Source organism: Paenibacillus sp. FSL K6-2862 (assembly GCF_038005125.1).
Lineage (GTDB): Bacteria > Bacillota > Bacilli > Paenibacillales > Paenibacillaceae > Paenibacillus > Paenibacillus illinoisensis_A.
On record NZ_JBBOSN010000001.1, the window covers coordinates 585,894 to 603,721 of the forward strand.

The following is a 17,828-nucleotide window of genomic DNA, read 5'->3' on the forward strand; positions in this document are numbered from 1 at the left end:
GATTCGTTCAATCGTCCATACCTTCTCTCTCATCCTTACATAGAATGAGATCGAGAGGGGGAAACAACAAGTGAAAAAAACAGTCCAAGTCAGTCAAACGTATCCACGTCTCACGGTGTATTCAGAAGAGAACTACAGAGGGAGAAGCCGGATTTACCGTGGTAACACGGGTCTGCGCAATCTGGATAACATTCTGGATGGGGTAGAGAGCCTGCGCTTTTTCTCGACAAGTTCCAATGCAACGCTGGTTGTGTTTACGAGACCGAACTTTCAGGGTGGATTCCGCGTCTATCGTGGCAATACCAATCTGAGAGATCTGGATGATCTGATCCGGGGAAATGATGTAGAATCCCTGATCTCCACCAATCAACGGCTGACACTAGCCGAAATTCGTGCCATCCGCAGTAATCGCAGTTTGCCAAGCGGCTACAATTTGGTGTAAAAGTTTGACCTCTTCTGCATACAGGTGCCGGAAAATTGAAAGAGTTGATTCCGTTTTGTGTTCGCACAATATCGGAGTCAGCTCTCTTTTTTTGCCTGCTTTTTATCTGCAGGCCTTTAGTTCGAAGCAGTTGTCAAACGTACATTGTGGTAACTGCCCTAAGCCAGCCTTTCATACTGCATCATTTCAATGTCCAAGGGAATAAATTCCTGCTATATTCCTGATTCAGGAAAAAAAGGGTTGACGGTACGAAGTGGAGGTCTGTATACTGTGTATATTGATATATACAGTAAACACAGTGAACACAGCTTGCATAGTAAAAGTGTGAGATGGAAAGGCAGGCAATGTTATGAATGATTGGAAGCAAGCTTGGTGGCTAACCCGCAGCGAATGGAGCAAGGACCGGTATCAATGGTTATGGTCTGCAATGTTTATGATCTATGTTGGTGCTATGGGTGGTGTCATGTTATATGGACAGAGGGAGGAAAGTGCGCTTAACATCATTTCCGATTCCTACTTCTTGCTTATGATTCCATTTCAGGGATTTATCTTCTCCAGACGCTCTTTCCGCTACATACAGGAAGATTCGTATACACAGATGCTGACCTACTATCGCAGACTTCCCATCTCGGCAGAGACCGTCATGTGGGGACGCATTCAGCAGGCTTTGCTGGCCTTCATCTTTAATGGCATATTCTACTATGGCGCGTTGTATGTCTCGGTGATGCATCTGGAAGGGTTTCGATGGGATCAGTATCTAGCCTTTGCCCTAACGTGCACAGGATACGGGATACTGATTACAGGATTCTATATCTTTGGGGAATTTCTACACACGGGCAAAAAGTATTTGTTAATCAGCATGCTGTTTGTACCCGTAATTGTCCTCATTGCGCTCTTCATTCGAATCATGGGTGGAAACGGATTGCAATATGCCGTAGAAATCAGCAAAACCTGGGGATTGTTATCACCATTTATGTGGGGTTCGCTAATATTGGGATTTGCGGTGTTATGGTTGCTTAGTCGCTTAACACTAAGGAAGTTATCGAAACGGGATTTAAGTTAATGGCAAGTCAAATATAGAACGACATCGAGGATGACCGGCACTATCGTGCAAGTGAACTGAAGTGTACGCGAGGGTGAGGTGCAGGGCTTGAATATACCGATTCAAATTAATGAAAATAGTGCTGAACCTTTATATCACCAAATTGAAAACCAGCTAAGATCTTTAATTATAACGGGTCAATTGGGGGAGGGAACGCATTTGCCATCCATTCGCGAATTTGCAGGTTCGTTGAATTGCAGCGTGATTACTGTTCGCCGGGTTTACCAGGATCTGGAGAATGAAGGCTTGCTTCGCACGAAGCAGGGTACGGGCACGTTTGTAGCCAAGGTTGAGGCAGGAGATCGGGAGAACTACAAATTGACAGCAGCAAGAGAAGCGTTGCAAGCAGCCGTGCAGTCTGGTAAATCCGTTGGATGCAGTGAAGAGGAAATGGCAGGATTGTTTCAAGAGATTTTGCAGTCAATCTACTATCCGAATAAGGGGTGACCAAACATGGAACCAATTGCGGTTCAGCTAAACGGTGTATCCAAAATGCGCAAGCGTAGAATCATTGGCCCTATTGATCTCGTCATTCCCGAGGGATACGTGGTTGCCATATTGGGTCATAACGGTTCGGGAAAAAGCACGCTGCTGAATATGCTTCAGCGGGTAGTGCTACCGGATTCCGGTCAGATCATGTGGTTTGGACAGCACCACGAAGGTGAACTTCCTACAGAGCTTAGAGAGCATATTGGTTTTGTTGCAGACGGTGGAGGTTCGGAAGAAGACAATATAACCGCTGTTGAAGCTGCCAGATTCCGGGCACATTGGTATACCCGTTGGGATGCTAAGCTGTTCAACCAGCTAATGGATGATATGGATGTTCCCTATGATGTAAAACTGAAGAAGTTGTCCAAAGGAGAGCGTCGCAAATTCGAAATAGCGGCTGCGCTTGCTGCGCGGCCGAGATTGCTCCTGCTGGATGAGCCTTCTTCTGGGCTTGATCCATTTGCCTGGAAGGTCATGGTTGAGCAGTTCCGCAATTTCATGGCGGATGGGGATACCACCATTTTAATAGCAACACATATAGCAGATGAAGTGAAGCGTCTGGCGGATTACATTGTACTGATGCACCGGGGCCAATCACTTGGAATGGCCGAAAAAGATGTCGTGCTCGATCAATGGAGAGAAATCTGGTACGAAGGCGATCTAAGACCGGAAAGTATACCAGGAGCTGTTGAGTCGAAGCAGGAGGCTGGAGCCATACGGGTGATTACGACCCGGGTAGTTGAAGCACAGGAGAGGCTGGAGCTTGCGGGTAACCGCATCATGAAAATCCGAAACCTGGAGCTGGACGAAGTGCTGCAATATTGGATTGCAGGGTACGCTCCGACACTGTGGAGATAAACGAAGGAGGATGATAGATGATGAACAGATTGGAACTGAAGCAGGTAGTCAAGCAATATGCAGATAAGACGGCTGTTAATGGTGTCACGCTTAATGTGGAAGAAGGAGAAATCTATGGATTGCTGGGTGCCAATGGTGCGGGTAAAACAACAACGATGCGCATGGTACTTGGTCTGATTCATCCCGATGGTGGAGAGATTCGATACAATGGCAAGCCGTATAGTACCGAGCTGCAGCAGATCATGGGTTATCTTCCGGAAGAACGCGGATTGTATCCCAAGGTAAAGGTCAGTGACCAGATCAATTATTTGGCCCGTCTTCGCGGCATGAATGGCAAGGATGCAGACAAAAGCCTAAGATACTGGCTGGATCGATTCGAGGTCCCTGAGTATTACGACAAAAAGATCGAGGAGTTATCGAAGGGTAACCAGCAAAAGATGGGCTTTATCGCTGCGGTGGTGCACCGTCCTCAGATTCTTATTCTTGACGAGGCGTTTAGCGGCTTAGATCCAGTAAACGTAGAATTGCTCAAATCCACTGTTAAGGAATTGCGTGATGAAGGAACGGCTATCCTGTTCTCGACACATCGCATGGAGCATGTTGAAGAGCTTTGTCGTCAGATAACAATTCTACATCGCTCCAATACCGTAGTTCAGGGAGAGATCAAGGAGATCAAGAACCGCTATCCGCGTGAACAGGTTTTCCTGAATACCACTGGCAATGTGGATGGTTTGGATCAATTGGCCGGTGTGAATAAGGTGGAGCGGAATGAGCGTGGATATCTTATTCATATTGCGCAGGTTGAGGCTGCCCAGGAGATATTGAAGCATGCAATGAATCAGACGACTGTAGAGCATTTTGAGATCAAAGAACCAACGCTTAACCAAATCTTTATTCGTGAGGTGGGTGAGTCGAATGAATAAAATGGGAACAATCATCGGATTTACGTTCAAAAACAAAGTCAAAACGAAATCATTTGTAGTTACGACCATTGTGCTCGCACTTTTAATTTCAATCGGACTTAATGTACCTTATTTCATTACTCTGTTTAACGGTGGATCAATCGGTGGTGGAGCTGCAGGAGACCATCCTGTAAATATTGGGCTTCTAAGTGCGGGACAGCCGGAAGTATCGGAGAAGCTGGAGAAGTTCTCGTCCGCACAAGGAGATCAGGCGTACCGATTCATTGCTGATGGTACTAAAGATGAAGCTGCGCTGAAAGCAGACGCGGAATCCGGACTTACTAATGGGTATCTGAAATTTGAAACGGTCCAAGGACAGGAGTTCCCACAGCCGATCCTGTATTCAACAGAAGAGGTGTCCCCTCAGATTATTGCTTCTATAGAAGCAGCGCTGCAAAGTGTGAAGCTGGATGTCGTTGTGAAGGACGTACTCACGGCTGAGCAAAAGGAATTGATTAATACACCTGTTAAGGTTAGTGAGCAAAGCTTGAGTACTGAAGAAGCAGGAGCTGGGGCAGAGTCAGAGAATGGCATGAGCCCGATTAACTATATTGTGGTATACCTGCTGATCATCCTTCTGTTCACATCTACTATGATGACAGGTAATATGATCGCATCCGAAATCACAGCGGAGAAGAGTTCCCGCATTATGGAGATTTTGATTACCAGCGTGTCTCCACTGAGTCAGATGTTTGGTAAAATCATCGGGATATTTATGGTAGGTATGCTTCAGATCGGTATCTTCGGTGCAGTGGTTGCAGGGAATGTGCTGCTTCCTCACAACCGTGACGTCCTGAGTGATTTCAGTTTGAACCTAAGTGATGTAAACATCGCCGTTATTGTATACGGACTAATCTTCTATATCCTGGGTTACTTCCTATACGCAGTGATGTTTGCGGCAATTGGTTCGATGGTTAGCCGTACAGAAGAACTAGGTCAAGCGGTGCTGCCGATTACGATGCTTTCACTCGTTTCCTTCTATATTGCAATCTTCAGTATCGCAACACCGAACATTCTGCTATTAAAAGTGGCCAGTTTCATACCGTTTACCTCACCTACGGCTATCTTGGTGCGAATCGGGGCAGGGGTTGCTCCAACATGGGAGATCCTAGTGTCTTTGGCCATTCTGGTCGTATCGATCTTTATCTTCGGCTGGCTGGCTGCCAAAATCTATCGCACGGGTGTGTTGATGTATGGTAAGCGCCCAACTTTCAAGGAATTGTTCAAGGCGATGAAAGCTTACAAAATTTAAGTCTCAAGCAGGCTACTACTCCTATACTACTACTGCTTTAGAAAAGAAATGGTCCAACTTAACAATAAATCACTGGAGGCGTTGAGCATGATCAAAAGCATAGATTCAAAATCATTCATGATGTTAAGTGTTGGTGCAGCCGTACTTTTGCTAGGATCGCTAGTAAGTGCAGAAGGATCTTCCATAAAGGATGCTGTGCAGGGGTTTCTGATGGGTGCTGGAGCTGTTATTGCTGTTGCAGGGCTGTGGATGGCTGGAAGTAAGAAGTAACTATCAAAAGGGAGAAGGGGGCCATCTCAGGAAAAAGGCGGAACCCTTCTCAGTCTATTATCGTAAAAATGATGGATGTTCATTCTTTGAACGAATAGATTCACCCTACTATATATCTAAAGGAGAATACATAATATGAAAAACTGGAAACGCATGCTCTTGTCTCTCACCATCTCGGTTGGTTTGCTCGCTTCAGCGGTACCGGCTATGGCTGCGCCTCAAGAGACTTCCATTAAAGTCAATGACCAGACAGTAGAGTACACTGTAGGGGCGCCAATGAATAACAAGGGAACAACATTGGTTCCGCTTCGCTCCACGCTTGAGGCAATGGACGTGAAGCTGACGACTGCGACAGATGATACAATTACGGCTGTGGTGGACGGCAAAACGATTACACTCAAAAGCAAGCTTACACGCATTAATGGCGTAACCTATGCACCGATTCGTATTGTTGGGGACGCTGCAGGTTATGAAGTAAACTGGGATGCGAAGACACGTACCGTTTTGCTTGTCTCCAAGGGAGCGGAAACAGCTGCACAAACGGGTGGCCGCGGCTTCATGTGGGAAGTGGAGAGCAACGGAAACACGGTATATCTGGTAGGCTCCATGCATATTGCTGATGATAGTTTCTACCCATTGCGCGAGGAATTTGAAGAAGCTTTTGCTGAAGCGGATTACCTGGGTGTTGAGATCGACATCAGTAAAGCGGCTGATGAGGCACAACAGAAGTTGATACTGGATCTGGGATCTTACCAGGATGGAAGTACGCTGAAGGATCATGTTTCAAGCGAGACTTATAGCAAGTTGGGGGATATCCTGAAGAAAAACGGACTGGAGCCTAATGCGCTGGACGCATTCAAGCCTTGGGTTGCAGAGAGTACGCTTGCTAGCCTGAAGTCTACGACGGCTGGATATGAAGCATCGGCGGGCGTGGATTTGTATTTCATTCAAAAGGCTATTGAAAGCAAACTGCCTATTATCGAGCTAGAATCGTACGAGTCCCAACTGGGCATGTTTAACGACTTCTCCAAAGAGCTGCAGGAGGAAACATTGAAAGCAACATTAGACAACTTCGATGTTCTTGATGATAGTGTGAACCAAATGGCTGAGATGTGGAAAACGGGTAATGATGAGCAGTTGCTTGATTTGACCAATAACTTCTCTGATAACGAGGAGTACAACAAAGCAATGCTGATCGACCGTAACATCGGCATGGCCGACAAAATTGATGGATACCTGAAGAGTGATAAGAAAGAGGAGTACTTTATCGTTGTAGGTGCTGCCCACTACCTAGGTGAGCACGGCATCGTCAAGCTGCTTGAAGACAAGGGTTATACTGTAGAACGTAAATAACATTATATCATTATAAGATACAACCCTCTCACTTCTGAGTAGAAGCGGAGGGTTGTTATCTTTATATAGAAGAAAGACAAGATATATGGAGGGCTGATACATGCTCGTGTCCCAAGTTATTAAAAAAATGTGGAACTTTGAATAACAACAGGATATCTAATATACAAATTATTTTTATAAAAAGACTTTACAAGATGTTTTGATATATGATATATTAATTTTCCGGCCAAGAAAACACGAGAAACACGGTGCGGTAAGCTAACTGAAAAGCTTCGAAAGAAACTTAAAAAAATGCTTGCTAAATTGGTTCGGACGTGATAATATATAAGAGTTGCTGAAGAGAACAACACTCGGATGCAAACAACGTTTGATCTTTGAAAACTGAACAACGAGTGAGTAATCATCCTGCTTGCAGGATGAACGTGAAGGTTTTTGGTACATGCCAATTGGCTGTATGAAAACTGGAACAACAAATGAGATTTTTAATCTCGTCAGATTCAAAATGAGCTAATCGCTCTTTTCAATACTTTATTGGAGAGTTTGATCCTGGCTCAGGACGAACGCTGGCGGCATGCCTAATACATGCAAGTCGAGCGGACTTGAAGAGAAGCTTGCTTCTCTGATGGTTAGCGGCGGACGGGTGAGTAACACGTAGGCAACCTGCCCTCAAGCTTGGGACAACTACCGGAAACGGTAGCTAATACCGAATACTTGCTTCCTTCGCCTGAAGGAAGCTGGAAAGACGGAGCAATCTGTCACTTGAGGATGGGCCTGCGGCGCATTAGCTAGTTGGTGAGGTAACGGCTCACCAAGGCGACGATGCGTAGCCGACCTGAGAGGGTGATCGGCCACACTGGGACTGAGACACGGCCCAGACTCCTACGGGAGGCAGCAGTAGGGAATCTTCCGCAATGGGCGAAAGCCTGACGGAGCAATGCCGCGTGAGTGATGAAGGTTTTCGGATCGTAAAGCTCTGTTGCCAGGGAAGAACGTCCTTGAGAGTAACTGCTCAAGGAGTGACGGTACCTGAGAAGAAAGCCCCGGCTAACTACGTGCCAGCAGCCGCGGTAATACGTAGGGGGCAAGCGTTGTCCGGAATTATTGGGCGTAAAGCGCGCGCAGGCGGTCATTTAAGTCTGGTGTTTAATCCCGGGGCTCAACCCCGGATCGCACTGGAAACTGGATGACTTGAGTGCAGAAGAGGAGAGTGGAATTCCACGTGTAGCGGTGAAATGCGTAGAGATGTGGAGGAACACCAGTGGCGAAGGCGACTCTCTGGGCTGTAACTGACGCTGAGGCGCGAAAGCGTGGGGAGCAAACAGGATTAGATACCCTGGTAGTCCACGCCGTAAACGATGAATGCTAGGTGTTAGGGGTTTCGATACCCTTGGTGCCGAAGTTAACACATTAAGCATTCCGCCTGGGGAGTACGGTCGCAAGACTGAAACTCAAAGGAATTGACGGGGACCCGCACAAGCAGTGGAGTATGTGGTTTAATTCGAAGCAACGCGAAGAACCTTACCAGGTCTTGACATCCCTCTGACCGTCCTAGAGATAGGGCTTTCCTTCGGGACAGAGGAGACAGGTGGTGCATGGTTGTCGTCAGCTCGTGTCGTGAGATGTTGGGTTAAGTCCCGCAACGAGCGCAACCCTTGATCTTAGTTGCCAGCACTTCGGGTGGGCACTCTAAGGTGACTGCCGGTGACAAACCGGAGGAAGGTGGGGATGACGTCAAATCATCATGCCCCTTATGACCTGGGCTACACACGTACTACAATGGCCGGTACAACGGGCTGTGAAGCCGCGAGGTGGAACGAATCCTAAAAAGCCGGTCTCAGTTCGGATTGCAGGCTGCAACTCGCCTGCATGAAGTCGGAATTGCTAGTAATCGCGGATCAGCATGCCGCGGTGAATACGTTCCCGGGTCTTGTACACACCGCCCGTCACACCACGAGAGTTTATAACACCCGAAGTCGGTGGGGTAACCGCAAGGAGCCAGCCGCCGAAGGTGGGATAGATGATTGGGGTGAAGTCGTAACAAGGTAGCCGTATCGGAAGGTGCGGCTGGATCACCTCCTTTCTATGGAGAATCGTTTCCCGCAGCGGAAACATTCAAAAAGTCTTCAGGAAGCATGCTTCCGAAGCGAGCTTTACTTCGTAAAGCTTTTAACTCACTCGTTGCTCAGTTTTGAGAGCTCAAACTCTCAAAACAGCTTGCTTTTGCATGGAGCTTGTTCTTTGAAAACTAGATATCGAAACGAAAATTGCGAATTAGAACATTCCTTTTAGCTGAACTTGTGTTAAAACAAGTTTCAAATATTAGCGAAAACTGCTTTGCGATGGTATCGAATGGGAACGACTTTTGGATTTGCGCAAGCAAACCAAGGGAAGTGAGAAGTCGAAACCGGAGCATATGGTTAAGCTACTAAGAGCACACGGAGGATGCCTAGGCGCTAGGAGCCGATGAAGGACGTGGCGAACAACGATACTGCCTCGGGGAGCTGTAAGCAAGCTTTGATCCGGGGATGTCCGAATGGGGAAACCCAGCTGGGGTAATATCCAGTTACTCATAACTGAATACATAGGTTATGTAGAGGCATACCAGGGGAACTGAAACATCTAAGTACCTTGAGGAAGAGAAAACAATAGTGATTCCGTCAGTAGCGGCGAGCGAACGCGGAACAGCCCAAACCAGAGAGCTTGCTCTCTGGGGTTGTGGGACGTCTCACATGGAGTTACAAAGGAGCCGGTTAAACGAAGAGGTCTGGAAAGGCCCGCCAAAGAAGGTAAAAGCCCTGTAATTGAAAGTCTGCTCTCTCCGAGACGGATCCCGAGTAGTGCGGGGCACGTGAAACCCCGTATGAATCCGGCAGGACCATCTGCCAAGGCTAAATACTTCCTAGCGACCGATAGTGAAGCAGTACCGTGAGGGAAAGGTGAAAAGCACCCCGGAAGGGGAGTGAAATAGAACCTGAAACCGTGTGCTTACAAGAAGTCAGAGCCCGTTTTAGGGGTGATGGCGTGCCTTTTGTAGAATGAACCGGCGAGTTACGTTCCCGTGCAAGGTTAAGGTGAAGAGCCGGAGCCGCAGCGAAAGCGAGTCTGAATAGGGCGAGTTAGTACGTGGACGTAGACCCGAAACCGGGTGATCTACCCCTGTCCAGGGTGAAGGTGCGGTAACACGCACTGGAGGCCCGAACCCACGCACGTTGAAAAGTGCGGGGATGAGGTGGGGGTAGCGGAGAAATTCCAATCGAACTCGGAGATAGCTGGTTCTCCCCGAAATAGCTTTAGGGCTAGCCTCGGAAAACAGAGTCGTGGAGGTAGAGCACTGATTGGGTGCGGGGCCCGCAAGGGTTACCAAGCTCAGTCAAACTCCGAATGCCATAGACTTACTTCCGGGAGTCAGACAGTGAGTGCTAAGATCCATTGTCAAAAGGGAAACAGCCCAGACCATCAGCTAAGGTCCCCAAGTGTGTGTTAAGTGGGAAAGGATGTGGAGTTGCACAGACAACCAGGATGTTGGCTTAGAAGCAGCCACCATTGAAAGAGTGCGTAATAGCTCACTGGTCGAGTGACTCTGCGCCGAAAATGTAACGGGGCTAAACACACCACCGAAGCTATGGCTTGATGCTTTGCATCAGGGGTAGGGGAGCGTTGTATAAGGGTTGAAGGTGTACCGTAAGGAGCGCTGGACATTATACAAGTGAGAATGCCGGTATGAGTAACGAAAAGATCAGTGAGAATCTGATCCGCCGAAAGCCTAAGGGTTCCTGAGGAAGGCTCGTCCGCTCAGGGTAAGTCGGGACCTAAGGCGAGGCCGAAAGGCGTAGTCGAAGGACAACAGGTCGAAATTCCTGTACCACCGTAAATCGTTACGAGCGATGGGGGGACGCAGTAGGGTAGTGACGCAGACGGATGGATGTCTGTCCAAGCAGTAAGGCTGATGTGTAGGCAAATCCGCACATCTAAGGCTGAGCTGTGATGGGGAGTGAAAATTACAGTAGCGAAGGTCATGATCTCACACTGCCAAGAAAAGCCTCTAGCCAGATGAAGGTGCCCGTACCGCAAACCGACACAGGTAGGCGAGAAGAGAATTCTAAGGCGCGCGGAAGAACTCTCGTTAAGGAACTCGGCAAAATGACCCCGTAACTTCGGGAGAAGGGGTGCCCCGGTAGTGTGAATAGCACGAGGGGGCCGCAGTGAAAAGGCCCAAGCGACTGTTTAGCAAAAACACAGGTCTGTGCGAAGCCGTAAGGCGAAGTATACGGGCTGACGCCTGCCCGGTGCTGGAAGGTTAAGGGGAGCGGTTAGGGAGTAATCCCGAAGCTGTGAACCGAAGCCCCAGTAAACGGCGGCCGTAACTATAACGGTCCTAAGGTAGCGAAATTCCTTGTCAGGTAAATTCTGACCCGCACGAATGGCGTAACGACTTGGGCGCTGTCTCAACGAGAGATCCGGTGAAATTTTAATACCTGTGAAGATGCAGGTTACCCGCGACAAGACGGAAAGACCCCATGGAGCTTTACTGCAGCTTGATATTGAATTTGGGTACGATCTGTACAGGATAGGTGGGAGCCTTTGAAGCATGAGCGCCAGCTTGTGTGGAGGCACCGTTGGGATACCACCCTGATCGTATCTAGGTTCTAACCTGGTGCCCTTAGCGGGTACGGGGACAGTGTCAGGTGGGCAGTTTGACTGGGGCGGTCGCCTCCTAAAGAGTAACGGAGGCGCCCAAAGGTTCCCTCAGAATGGTTGGAAATCATTCGAAGAGTGCAAAGGCATAAGGGAGCTTGACTGCGAGACCTACAAGTCGAGCAGGGACGAAAGTCGGGCTTAGTGATCCGGTGGTACCGCATGGAAGGGCCATCGCTCAACGGATAAAAGCTACCCTGGGGATAACAGGCTTATCTCCCCCAAGAGTCCACATCGACGGGGAGGTTTGGCACCTCGATGTCGGCTCATCGCATCCTGGGGCTGAAGTAGGTCCCAAGGGTTGGGCTGTTCGCCCATTAAAGCGGTACGCGAGCTGGGTTCAGAACGTCGTGAGACAGTTCGGTCCCTATCTGTCGTGGGCGTAGGAAATTTGAGAGGAGCTGTCCTTAGTACGAGAGGACCGGGATGGACGTACCGCTGGTGTACCAGTTGTTCCGCCAGGAGCACCGCTGGGTAGCTATGTACGGACGGGATAAGCGCTGAAAGCATCTAAGCGTGAAGCCCCCCTCAAGATGAGATTTCCCAGTATGTAAGACCCCTTGAAGACGACGAGGTAGATAGGCTGGGGGTGGAAGTGCAGTAATGCATGGAGCTGACCAGTACTAATCGGTCGAGGGCTTATCCAAATTGCAGGTTTTAGTCGCAAGTTTCGTTTCGGATCTAGTTTTCAGAGAATAATCTCTGAAATGAAAATCGGTACATCACTCCAATGTGTGTATGATTTTCAGTTCCACAAAATGCATTTGTTACACAAATGCTCGTTTGGTGGCGATAGCGGAGGGGTTCCACACGTACCCATCCCGAACACGACCGTTAAGCCCTCTAGCGCCGATGGTACTTGGACCGAAGGGTCCTGGGAGAGTAGGACGTTGCCAAGCAAAGAACCACTGCCGATGAACTTCGGTGGTGGTTTTTATTTTATATTCAAGTAAGATTATTATAAGAAAGACTATTAAATACTATTAAATAAATACAAGAGGAGGCACTATTCTAATTGAATAGTACCTCCTTCTATTATGACTCATAAACACACTTGTAGTTAAGAAATAAATAGGGATCTACCCGGTGGGGGTGTTGCACTAGCTCATTTGTTCTTTTACTTAAGATGAAATTTTTATCTATTTATGACTTCTTATATGTTTACGACCAGTTAGCAGCCTGGGGCTCTTTTTTCTTGCGGAGTTTGAGCAATTGGGAACGTTGTTTGATGCGTTCCTTTTTCTGATTCTCTAATAATTGTTTAACGCCTCTAATAAGAAGCCGATATCTTAATTCATCATCATGCCCAAGTTTATGCATTTCTTCGAAGTATGCCTTATCCATTCGTTCGTGCACCATCCAATCAGGTTAATCATTCAACTGTACCATAGTGATCTCAACAAATTCTGAACAAGTATGGGCTCGATGCAACAACGGACAGCAATGGCCGTTTCGATATTCGAATATAGTTGGTGAAATTGGGTTAATCCAAATTTGAACTAATTAATTCGTTTTCTATGACATTCAACCGAATATGGATGTGAAAGACCTGTCTAATCCATGGATTAGACAGGTCTTTTAACTGTAAAATTAAAATCTACTCAATAGTCAGACTATGAATCCTCTCCGAAACAGTACGTTTCCTATAGTAAACGGCAATTGTCACGAGAACTAGCATCTCAGAGAGAGGCACAGCAAGCCATACACCCGTTACGCCCCAGAAAGATGGAAGGACTGCAATGAATGCAATCATGATGATCATTTCACGTGCAGCCGTGATCCAGATTGCATTTTGGCATTCCCTACCGATTGGAAATAGGTGCTCATGACAAAGTTGATCCCCATAAACAGATATGCAAAAGTAAATATTCTTAAACCGTACACAGCATTGCTTGTGACACTCTCACTGAAGTTTCCGAAGATTTGAACGAAGTAAGGTGCTCCCCATTGCACAACAAGCAGCAGTATGACACCACAGGCCAGAGCCGTTCTGGAGGCTATGCGAATGGTTTGTTTTTCACGCGTCATCTGTTTGGCTCCATGATAGTAACTAACCAGAGGTTGGGCAGCAGAAGCCAGACCCAGAAAAGCGAGCAAAACTACACCATGGATATAATTCAGTACTGTAAAGGATGCTACACCATCCGTACCTGCAATCCGGTCCAGTGAAATGTTGTGTGAGATGGAGAAGACAGACATGCCGAGTTCGGCAAGAAAGCTGGGAAAACCAATAAGAACAATGGTTCCGAGCAGTTTGGTATTCCATTTGAACCGAGTGATGACAAGATTATTGGATTTTTTGAAAAAGTGAGACAACAGGACAAGCAGGGCTAGGGAAGCCGAGACGATCGTACCGATGGCCACACCTTGCACACCCCATTCGAGTACATACAACGTTATATAATTAAGAACGATATTGGCTACGGCAAATGTGATCTGCGCGTACATGGAGGTGTTGGGATCACCGTCGTTACGGACAAAGATAGTCAGGGCATTTTCAATGGTGAAGACAAATCCGAATAACAGCATGATGTTTATATAGTCAGCGGCATAGGGAAACGTCTCTGCATTGGCACCCAAAGCATAGACCAGTTGGTCCTTGAATGTAAATGCGGTATATCCTATAGCCATCGTAATTAGCAGAATAATCGTAATTGATTTCGTGAATATTTGTTTGGCTGTGGTCATATCCCTTTGACCCATATAGTTGGAATACAGGGTAGCTCCGCCCATGCCGATCCATAACGACATTGCTACGAAAAGGGTGTATACCGGTGAAGCAATACCAATTCCGGCGAGCGCAGTGGATCCAAGTTTGTGCCCAACCATGATGCCATCGATAATAAAATTAAAAGCAATGACCAGCATCCCAAGTATGGATGGCACAAGGTAGCTTACAAAAGCTTTTCCTACAGATTGCCTTTCGAGGGGATGCGTCCAGTTCGTGTTCATAATAACCTCCATTTAATAAACTGAATGTTCATTCTGTAATAAATAATACTGAACATTCGTTCTGTATGATAACACGGGATGAATTTGCTTGGCAACTTTTCCTCAAAAACCTCGTTTATGTAGTAGAGTTACTGTAGTCTTTTTAATAAAGAAGGGGAGCTGTTGGATGAAGCAGAACAAATATGATGAGGTAGAGTTTTTCAGGAACTATAGTCAGATGGCTCGTTCTACTCAAGGGCTTGAGGCTGCAGGTGAGTGGTATAAACTGCGAACCATGCTACCTGAGTTGAAGGACAAAAATGTACTGGATCTGGGCTGTGGCTTTGGCTGGCATTGCCGCTATGCACGGGAGCAGCAGGCCAGATCAGTTATTGGCGTAGATCTATCTGAGAATATGCTGCAGCGTGCCCGGGAGATGACGGATGATTCTCGGATTGAGTACAGGCATATGGCCATTGAAGATATTGAATTTGCCCCTGAACAATTTGATGTGGTCATTAGCTCACTTGCGCTGCACTACATTGAACATTTGGATCAGGTATTTGCTCAAATCCATGCTTGTCTTGTCGAGGGTGGTACATTGGTATATTCAGTGGAACATCCGATCTTCACGGCTCGTGCTGCGCAGGATTGGCACTATGGGCCTCAAGGTGAGATTATGCATTGGCCTGTGGATGACTACCATCAGGAGGGAAAGCGTGTCGCCAATTTCCTGAATCAGGACGTAGTTAAGTACCACCGGACGTTGGAAACCCATCTGAATGAACTGATCCAGGCGGGATTTGTGATTCAGCAGGTTGCTGAATCCAAACCTTCACCTGAGATGATGGAAATCCCGGGTATGCGAGATGAGAATCGCCGTCCCATGTTTCTCATGATCGCAGCAGTTAAAGCATGAGCTATCTGTAAAGTTGGCTAGAATGGTTAGTATTAGGCTGCATAGCCTGGATATGGCTTAACCAGTAGGTTCAGATCGTTGGAACCCTACTGGTTTATTTTAATTAATTTTAGAAAAGGAAATGAGAAAATGATCGGATTGGGAACCAAAGCGGAGATGATACAGTCTTATTAAGTGAGGTGAACATCCGTTGGAATATCAATTTCTGGCCCAGGCCCAGACGATCGACAATTACACACTCAGCAGCATGATGGATGACTATGGAAATGATGTGTGGAACTATGCATACTTTTTGACCAAAAGTACGGAGCAGGCAGACGAAATATCACAGCAAGTATTTATTCGGGCATACTCCGGGATCAAACACTTTCGCGGGGAGTGCTCCCTGAAAACCTGGTTGCTCACCATTACTAGAAATACGACATTTACATACCGGAAATCGAGGTTTTTTCGCAGCAGTTTATGGGGGGAGACGCTTCCGATCGAATCAGAACAGGGACCTTCACATATTCGTGAGATGACGCCTGCACCATATGCCCATCCCTCAGCTGAAGCCGAGGTAATAAGTAGGGAGCATGTACATGAAATATGGGATATCGTTCTGGCTCTGCCGGATAAATTTCGTGAAATCTTGTTGCTGCATCTGAAGTATGAGCTCACCATGAACGAAATTGCGGAAATGTTGAGAATCAGTACAGGTACAGTGAAATCGAGATTATCACGGGGCAAAGATAAAGTGCGGAAACAATGGGAGGAGAGAAACAGATGAGGTTCAAGGATGAGGACTGGGAAAAAGAAATCCGCAAGGAGCCGTTTGCATCGTCTCCTTTTCAAGACCAGCACAAGCAGAATGTACTTCGCCAGGTGGAATGGATTAAAACGGGTGAGAAACATGTCAATGATGCTCCAGATCACAAGCAGAAACAACATACTATGAAGCGGAACCGTCGCAGTGTTCGTTCAAGTCCCCGGAAAGTTGTTGTAGTGACAACAGTTGCGGCAGTAGCTGCAGCAGCTATCTTATGGAATGGACAGGTTCTGGAACCCATTGTAGAGAAGGTGTATCCTGTGTCTGCTCTGCAGCTCTCGGAGGACCCTAGCATGAACCTGCTAACAAGCGAGATGAAGCAAACTGTAGCTATGACGATGAGAGACTATCTAGGTAAACAACTGGAAGTCCATTACGCTAAGAAAGGGCCAATTACCGGGTGGGTATATATCGAGGCTGGCGACGTGAATAAATCAGAGTATGCCAAGATGTGGCTGGATGGGAAGACTGGAGCACTGGTGGAAGCTGATATGCGAAGTGAGATGCCTGGGAACGAGCTGGAGCACCGATTTTTACGTCAAGTCCCTGGGCTTCTTAAAGGAATTAACAGTGATCCAACGCTGAAGCCGATCTCGGCCAGACGTTATGTGAAGATGAAGCAGGGTCAGGAGAAGCCTGTATGGTTCACCACATTATTTTTGGAGAATGGAAAGGGCAGTGGCAGCATTGAGTGGACACGGGATGAAGCAGTTTCGGTTTCTGGTACAGTGAGTTCCGACACAGTGTCCACAGACCTGATAACCAATGCGAGAAGTTCGATTGAAGCCTTGTCTGGTGAGCCAGCACCTGCTTTGAAAAGTGTAACGTTTACTCAAAATGATAAACAGCTTGAGGAAACAACGGACCTGTATTTTGGTGATCGATATGTGGTAAGTCGTGTTGGTGGGAGATTTAGCAATGAATATACTGTAATGGATTTTCAGAGGGGGGTTCCAGAACTCAAAACTGGTGAGGAGTATGAGCTCTACTTTGAGAAGTTGAGTAACATGGACGAAGAAATAATCAGGCAGAATGCAGCACCCATAATCCGAAAAATGTTCGATATTGATCTTGATAAATATGTCTTTGAGCGGGATACAAAGAATATTGGAATGGCAACATTCCGCTTGGAAGAGATGGCCAATATGATTCAAGTTCGTTATGAAGAAGATGCACGCATTACCATGATAACAATATCAGATCTTTAAGTTTAATCCGTATGGTACAATCCTAATAGCTGAGGAATTGAACATAAGGAGAGCATAATGAAATATTTGGTGAGTTCATGTCTGGCAGGAGTAGCTTGCCGTTACAACGGAACAGCGAGTCTGGATGAGAAGATTCAGGAGCTCGTAGCTCAAGAGCAGGCCATGATGGTCTGTCCGGAACTGCTCGGCGGATTCTCCACCCCGCGGGAACCGGCAGAGATTATTGGAGGTACAGGCAAGGATGTGCTCGCAGGCACAGCGCAGGTGATTGAGAGAGGTGGCAGGGACGTTACAGATCTCTATATTAAGGGAGCCTATCAAACGCTGGAATGGGCCAAAAGATTGGATGTTACTTGTGTTGTGTTGAAGGAATTCAGTCCTTCCTGCGGCACACAAGCCATCTATGATGGTAACTTCGCCAATCACAAGGTGCAAGGTGAAGGCGTCACATCCGCTCTGCTTCGGCAAGAAGGCTATAAAGTCATTTCGGAAGTTGAATTCATGGAACAATTGTAAAGCATACAAGGTATGGAACAAGC

Annotated in this window: 13 protein-coding genes, 3 rRNA genes and 1 pseudogene; 15 read left to right on the forward strand and 2 right to left on the reverse strand. The window is 47.1% G+C overall.

What is annotated here, in order from left to right:
- Positions 1–70 precede the first annotated feature (70 nt).
- The 11 genes from MHB82_RS02790 to rrf all read left to right on the forward strand — a co-directional run bounded on the left by MHB82_RS02790 (position 71) and on the right by rrf (position 12,322).
- A complete protein-coding gene (locus MHB82_RS02790; RefSeq protein ID WP_095291899.1) occupies positions 71–442 on the forward strand; it encodes a hypothetical protein in 372 nt (123 codons plus the stop codon).
- A gap of 349 nt (positions 443–791) precedes the next feature.
- Positions 792–1,505, forward strand: a complete 714-nt coding sequence (locus MHB82_RS02795; protein WP_095361481.1) for a hypothetical protein — start codon at positions 792–794, stop codon at positions 1,503–1,505.
- An 87-nt stretch (positions 1,506–1,592) separates the two neighbouring features.
- Positions 1,593–1,991, forward strand: a complete 399-nt coding sequence (locus tag MHB82_RS02800; protein ID WP_095361480.1) for a GntR family transcriptional regulator — start codon at positions 1,593–1,595, stop codon at positions 1,989–1,991.
- Positions 1,992–1,997: 6 nt separating this feature from the next.
- Entirely contained in the window at positions 1,998–2,891 is an 894-nt protein-coding gene (locus MHB82_RS02805; protein WP_095361479.1) for an ATP-binding cassette domain-containing protein, read from the forward strand.
- A gap of 20 nt (positions 2,892–2,911) precedes the next feature.
- Positions 2,912–3,814, forward strand: a complete 903-nt coding sequence (locus MHB82_RS02810) for an ABC transporter ATP-binding protein (protein ID WP_095291910.1) — start codon at positions 2,912–2,914, stop codon at positions 3,812–3,814.
- On the forward strand, positions 3,807–5,105 hold the full coding sequence (locus MHB82_RS02815) for an ABC transporter permease (RefSeq protein ID WP_095361478.1): 1,299 nt from the start codon (positions 3,807–3,809) through the stop codon (positions 5,103–5,105). The genes MHB82_RS02810 and MHB82_RS02815 overlap by 8 nt, the downstream gene beginning before the upstream one ends.
- Positions 5,106–5,192: 87 nt before the next feature.
- Complete coding sequence (locus MHB82_RS02820) at positions 5,193–5,375, forward strand: hypothetical protein (RefSeq protein ID WP_095361446.1); 183 nt, start codon at positions 5,193–5,195, stop codon at positions 5,373–5,375.
- Between the two features lie 135 nt (positions 5,376–5,510).
- Positions 5,511–6,728: a TraB/GumN family protein gene (locus tag MHB82_RS02825; protein WP_095361445.1), complete on the forward strand. Its 1,218-nt coding sequence runs from the start codon at positions 5,511–5,513 to the stop codon at positions 6,726–6,728.
- 528 nt (positions 6,729–7,256) lie between these two features.
- Positions 7,257–8,808: ribosomal RNA gene (locus tag MHB82_RS02830) — 16S ribosomal RNA — on the forward strand.
- Between the two features lie 335 nt (positions 8,809–9,143).
- Positions 9,144–12,070: ribosomal RNA gene (locus MHB82_RS02835) — 23S ribosomal RNA — on the forward strand.
- Between the two features lie 135 nt (positions 12,071–12,205).
- Positions 12,206–12,322 (forward strand): 5S ribosomal RNA (gene rrf, locus MHB82_RS02840).
- The 16S, 23S and 5S rRNA genes sit together here, the layout of an rRNA operon.
- A 262-nt stretch (positions 12,323–12,584) precedes the next feature.
- Here rrf and MHB82_RS02845 read toward each other — a convergent pair.
- Together MHB82_RS02845 and MHB82_RS02850 are read right to left on the reverse strand one after the other, a co-directional pair.
- On the reverse strand, positions 12,585–12,767 hold the full coding sequence (locus tag MHB82_RS02845; protein ID WP_095362073.1) for a hypothetical protein: 183 nt from the start codon (positions 12,765–12,767) through the stop codon (positions 12,585–12,587).
- Positions 12,768–13,020: 253 nt separating this feature from the next.
- Positions 13,021–14,375: pseudogene (locus MHB82_RS02850) on the reverse strand (MATE family efflux transporter).
- Positions 14,376–14,541: 166 nt separating this feature from the next.
- Between MHB82_RS02850 and MHB82_RS02855 the strand changes: the two are divergent.
- The 4 genes from MHB82_RS02855 to MHB82_RS02870 all read left to right on the forward strand — a co-directional run bounded on the left by MHB82_RS02855 (position 14,542) and on the right by MHB82_RS02870 (position 17,805).
- Entirely contained in the window at positions 14,542–15,273 is a 732-nt protein-coding gene (locus MHB82_RS02855) for a class I SAM-dependent methyltransferase (protein ID WP_095362075.1), read from the forward strand.
- Positions 15,274–15,463: 190 nt separating this feature from the next.
- A complete protein-coding gene (locus tag MHB82_RS02860) occupies positions 15,464–16,042 on the forward strand; it encodes an RNA polymerase sigma factor (RefSeq protein WP_110755362.1) in 579 nt (192 codons plus the stop codon).
- Complete coding sequence (locus MHB82_RS02865) at positions 16,039–17,289, forward strand: hypothetical protein (RefSeq protein ID WP_341173753.1); 1,251 nt, start codon at positions 16,039–16,041, stop codon at positions 17,287–17,289. The genes MHB82_RS02860 and MHB82_RS02865 overlap by 4 nt, the downstream gene beginning before the upstream one ends.
- Positions 17,290–17,346: 57 nt before the next feature.
- Positions 17,347–17,805 carry a DUF523 domain-containing protein gene (locus MHB82_RS02870; protein ID WP_341173754.1) on the forward strand — a complete coding sequence of 153 codons (459 nt, stop codon included), beginning with the start codon at positions 17,347–17,349 and terminating at the stop codon, positions 17,803–17,805.
- Positions 17,806–17,828: the final 23 nt, after the last annotated feature.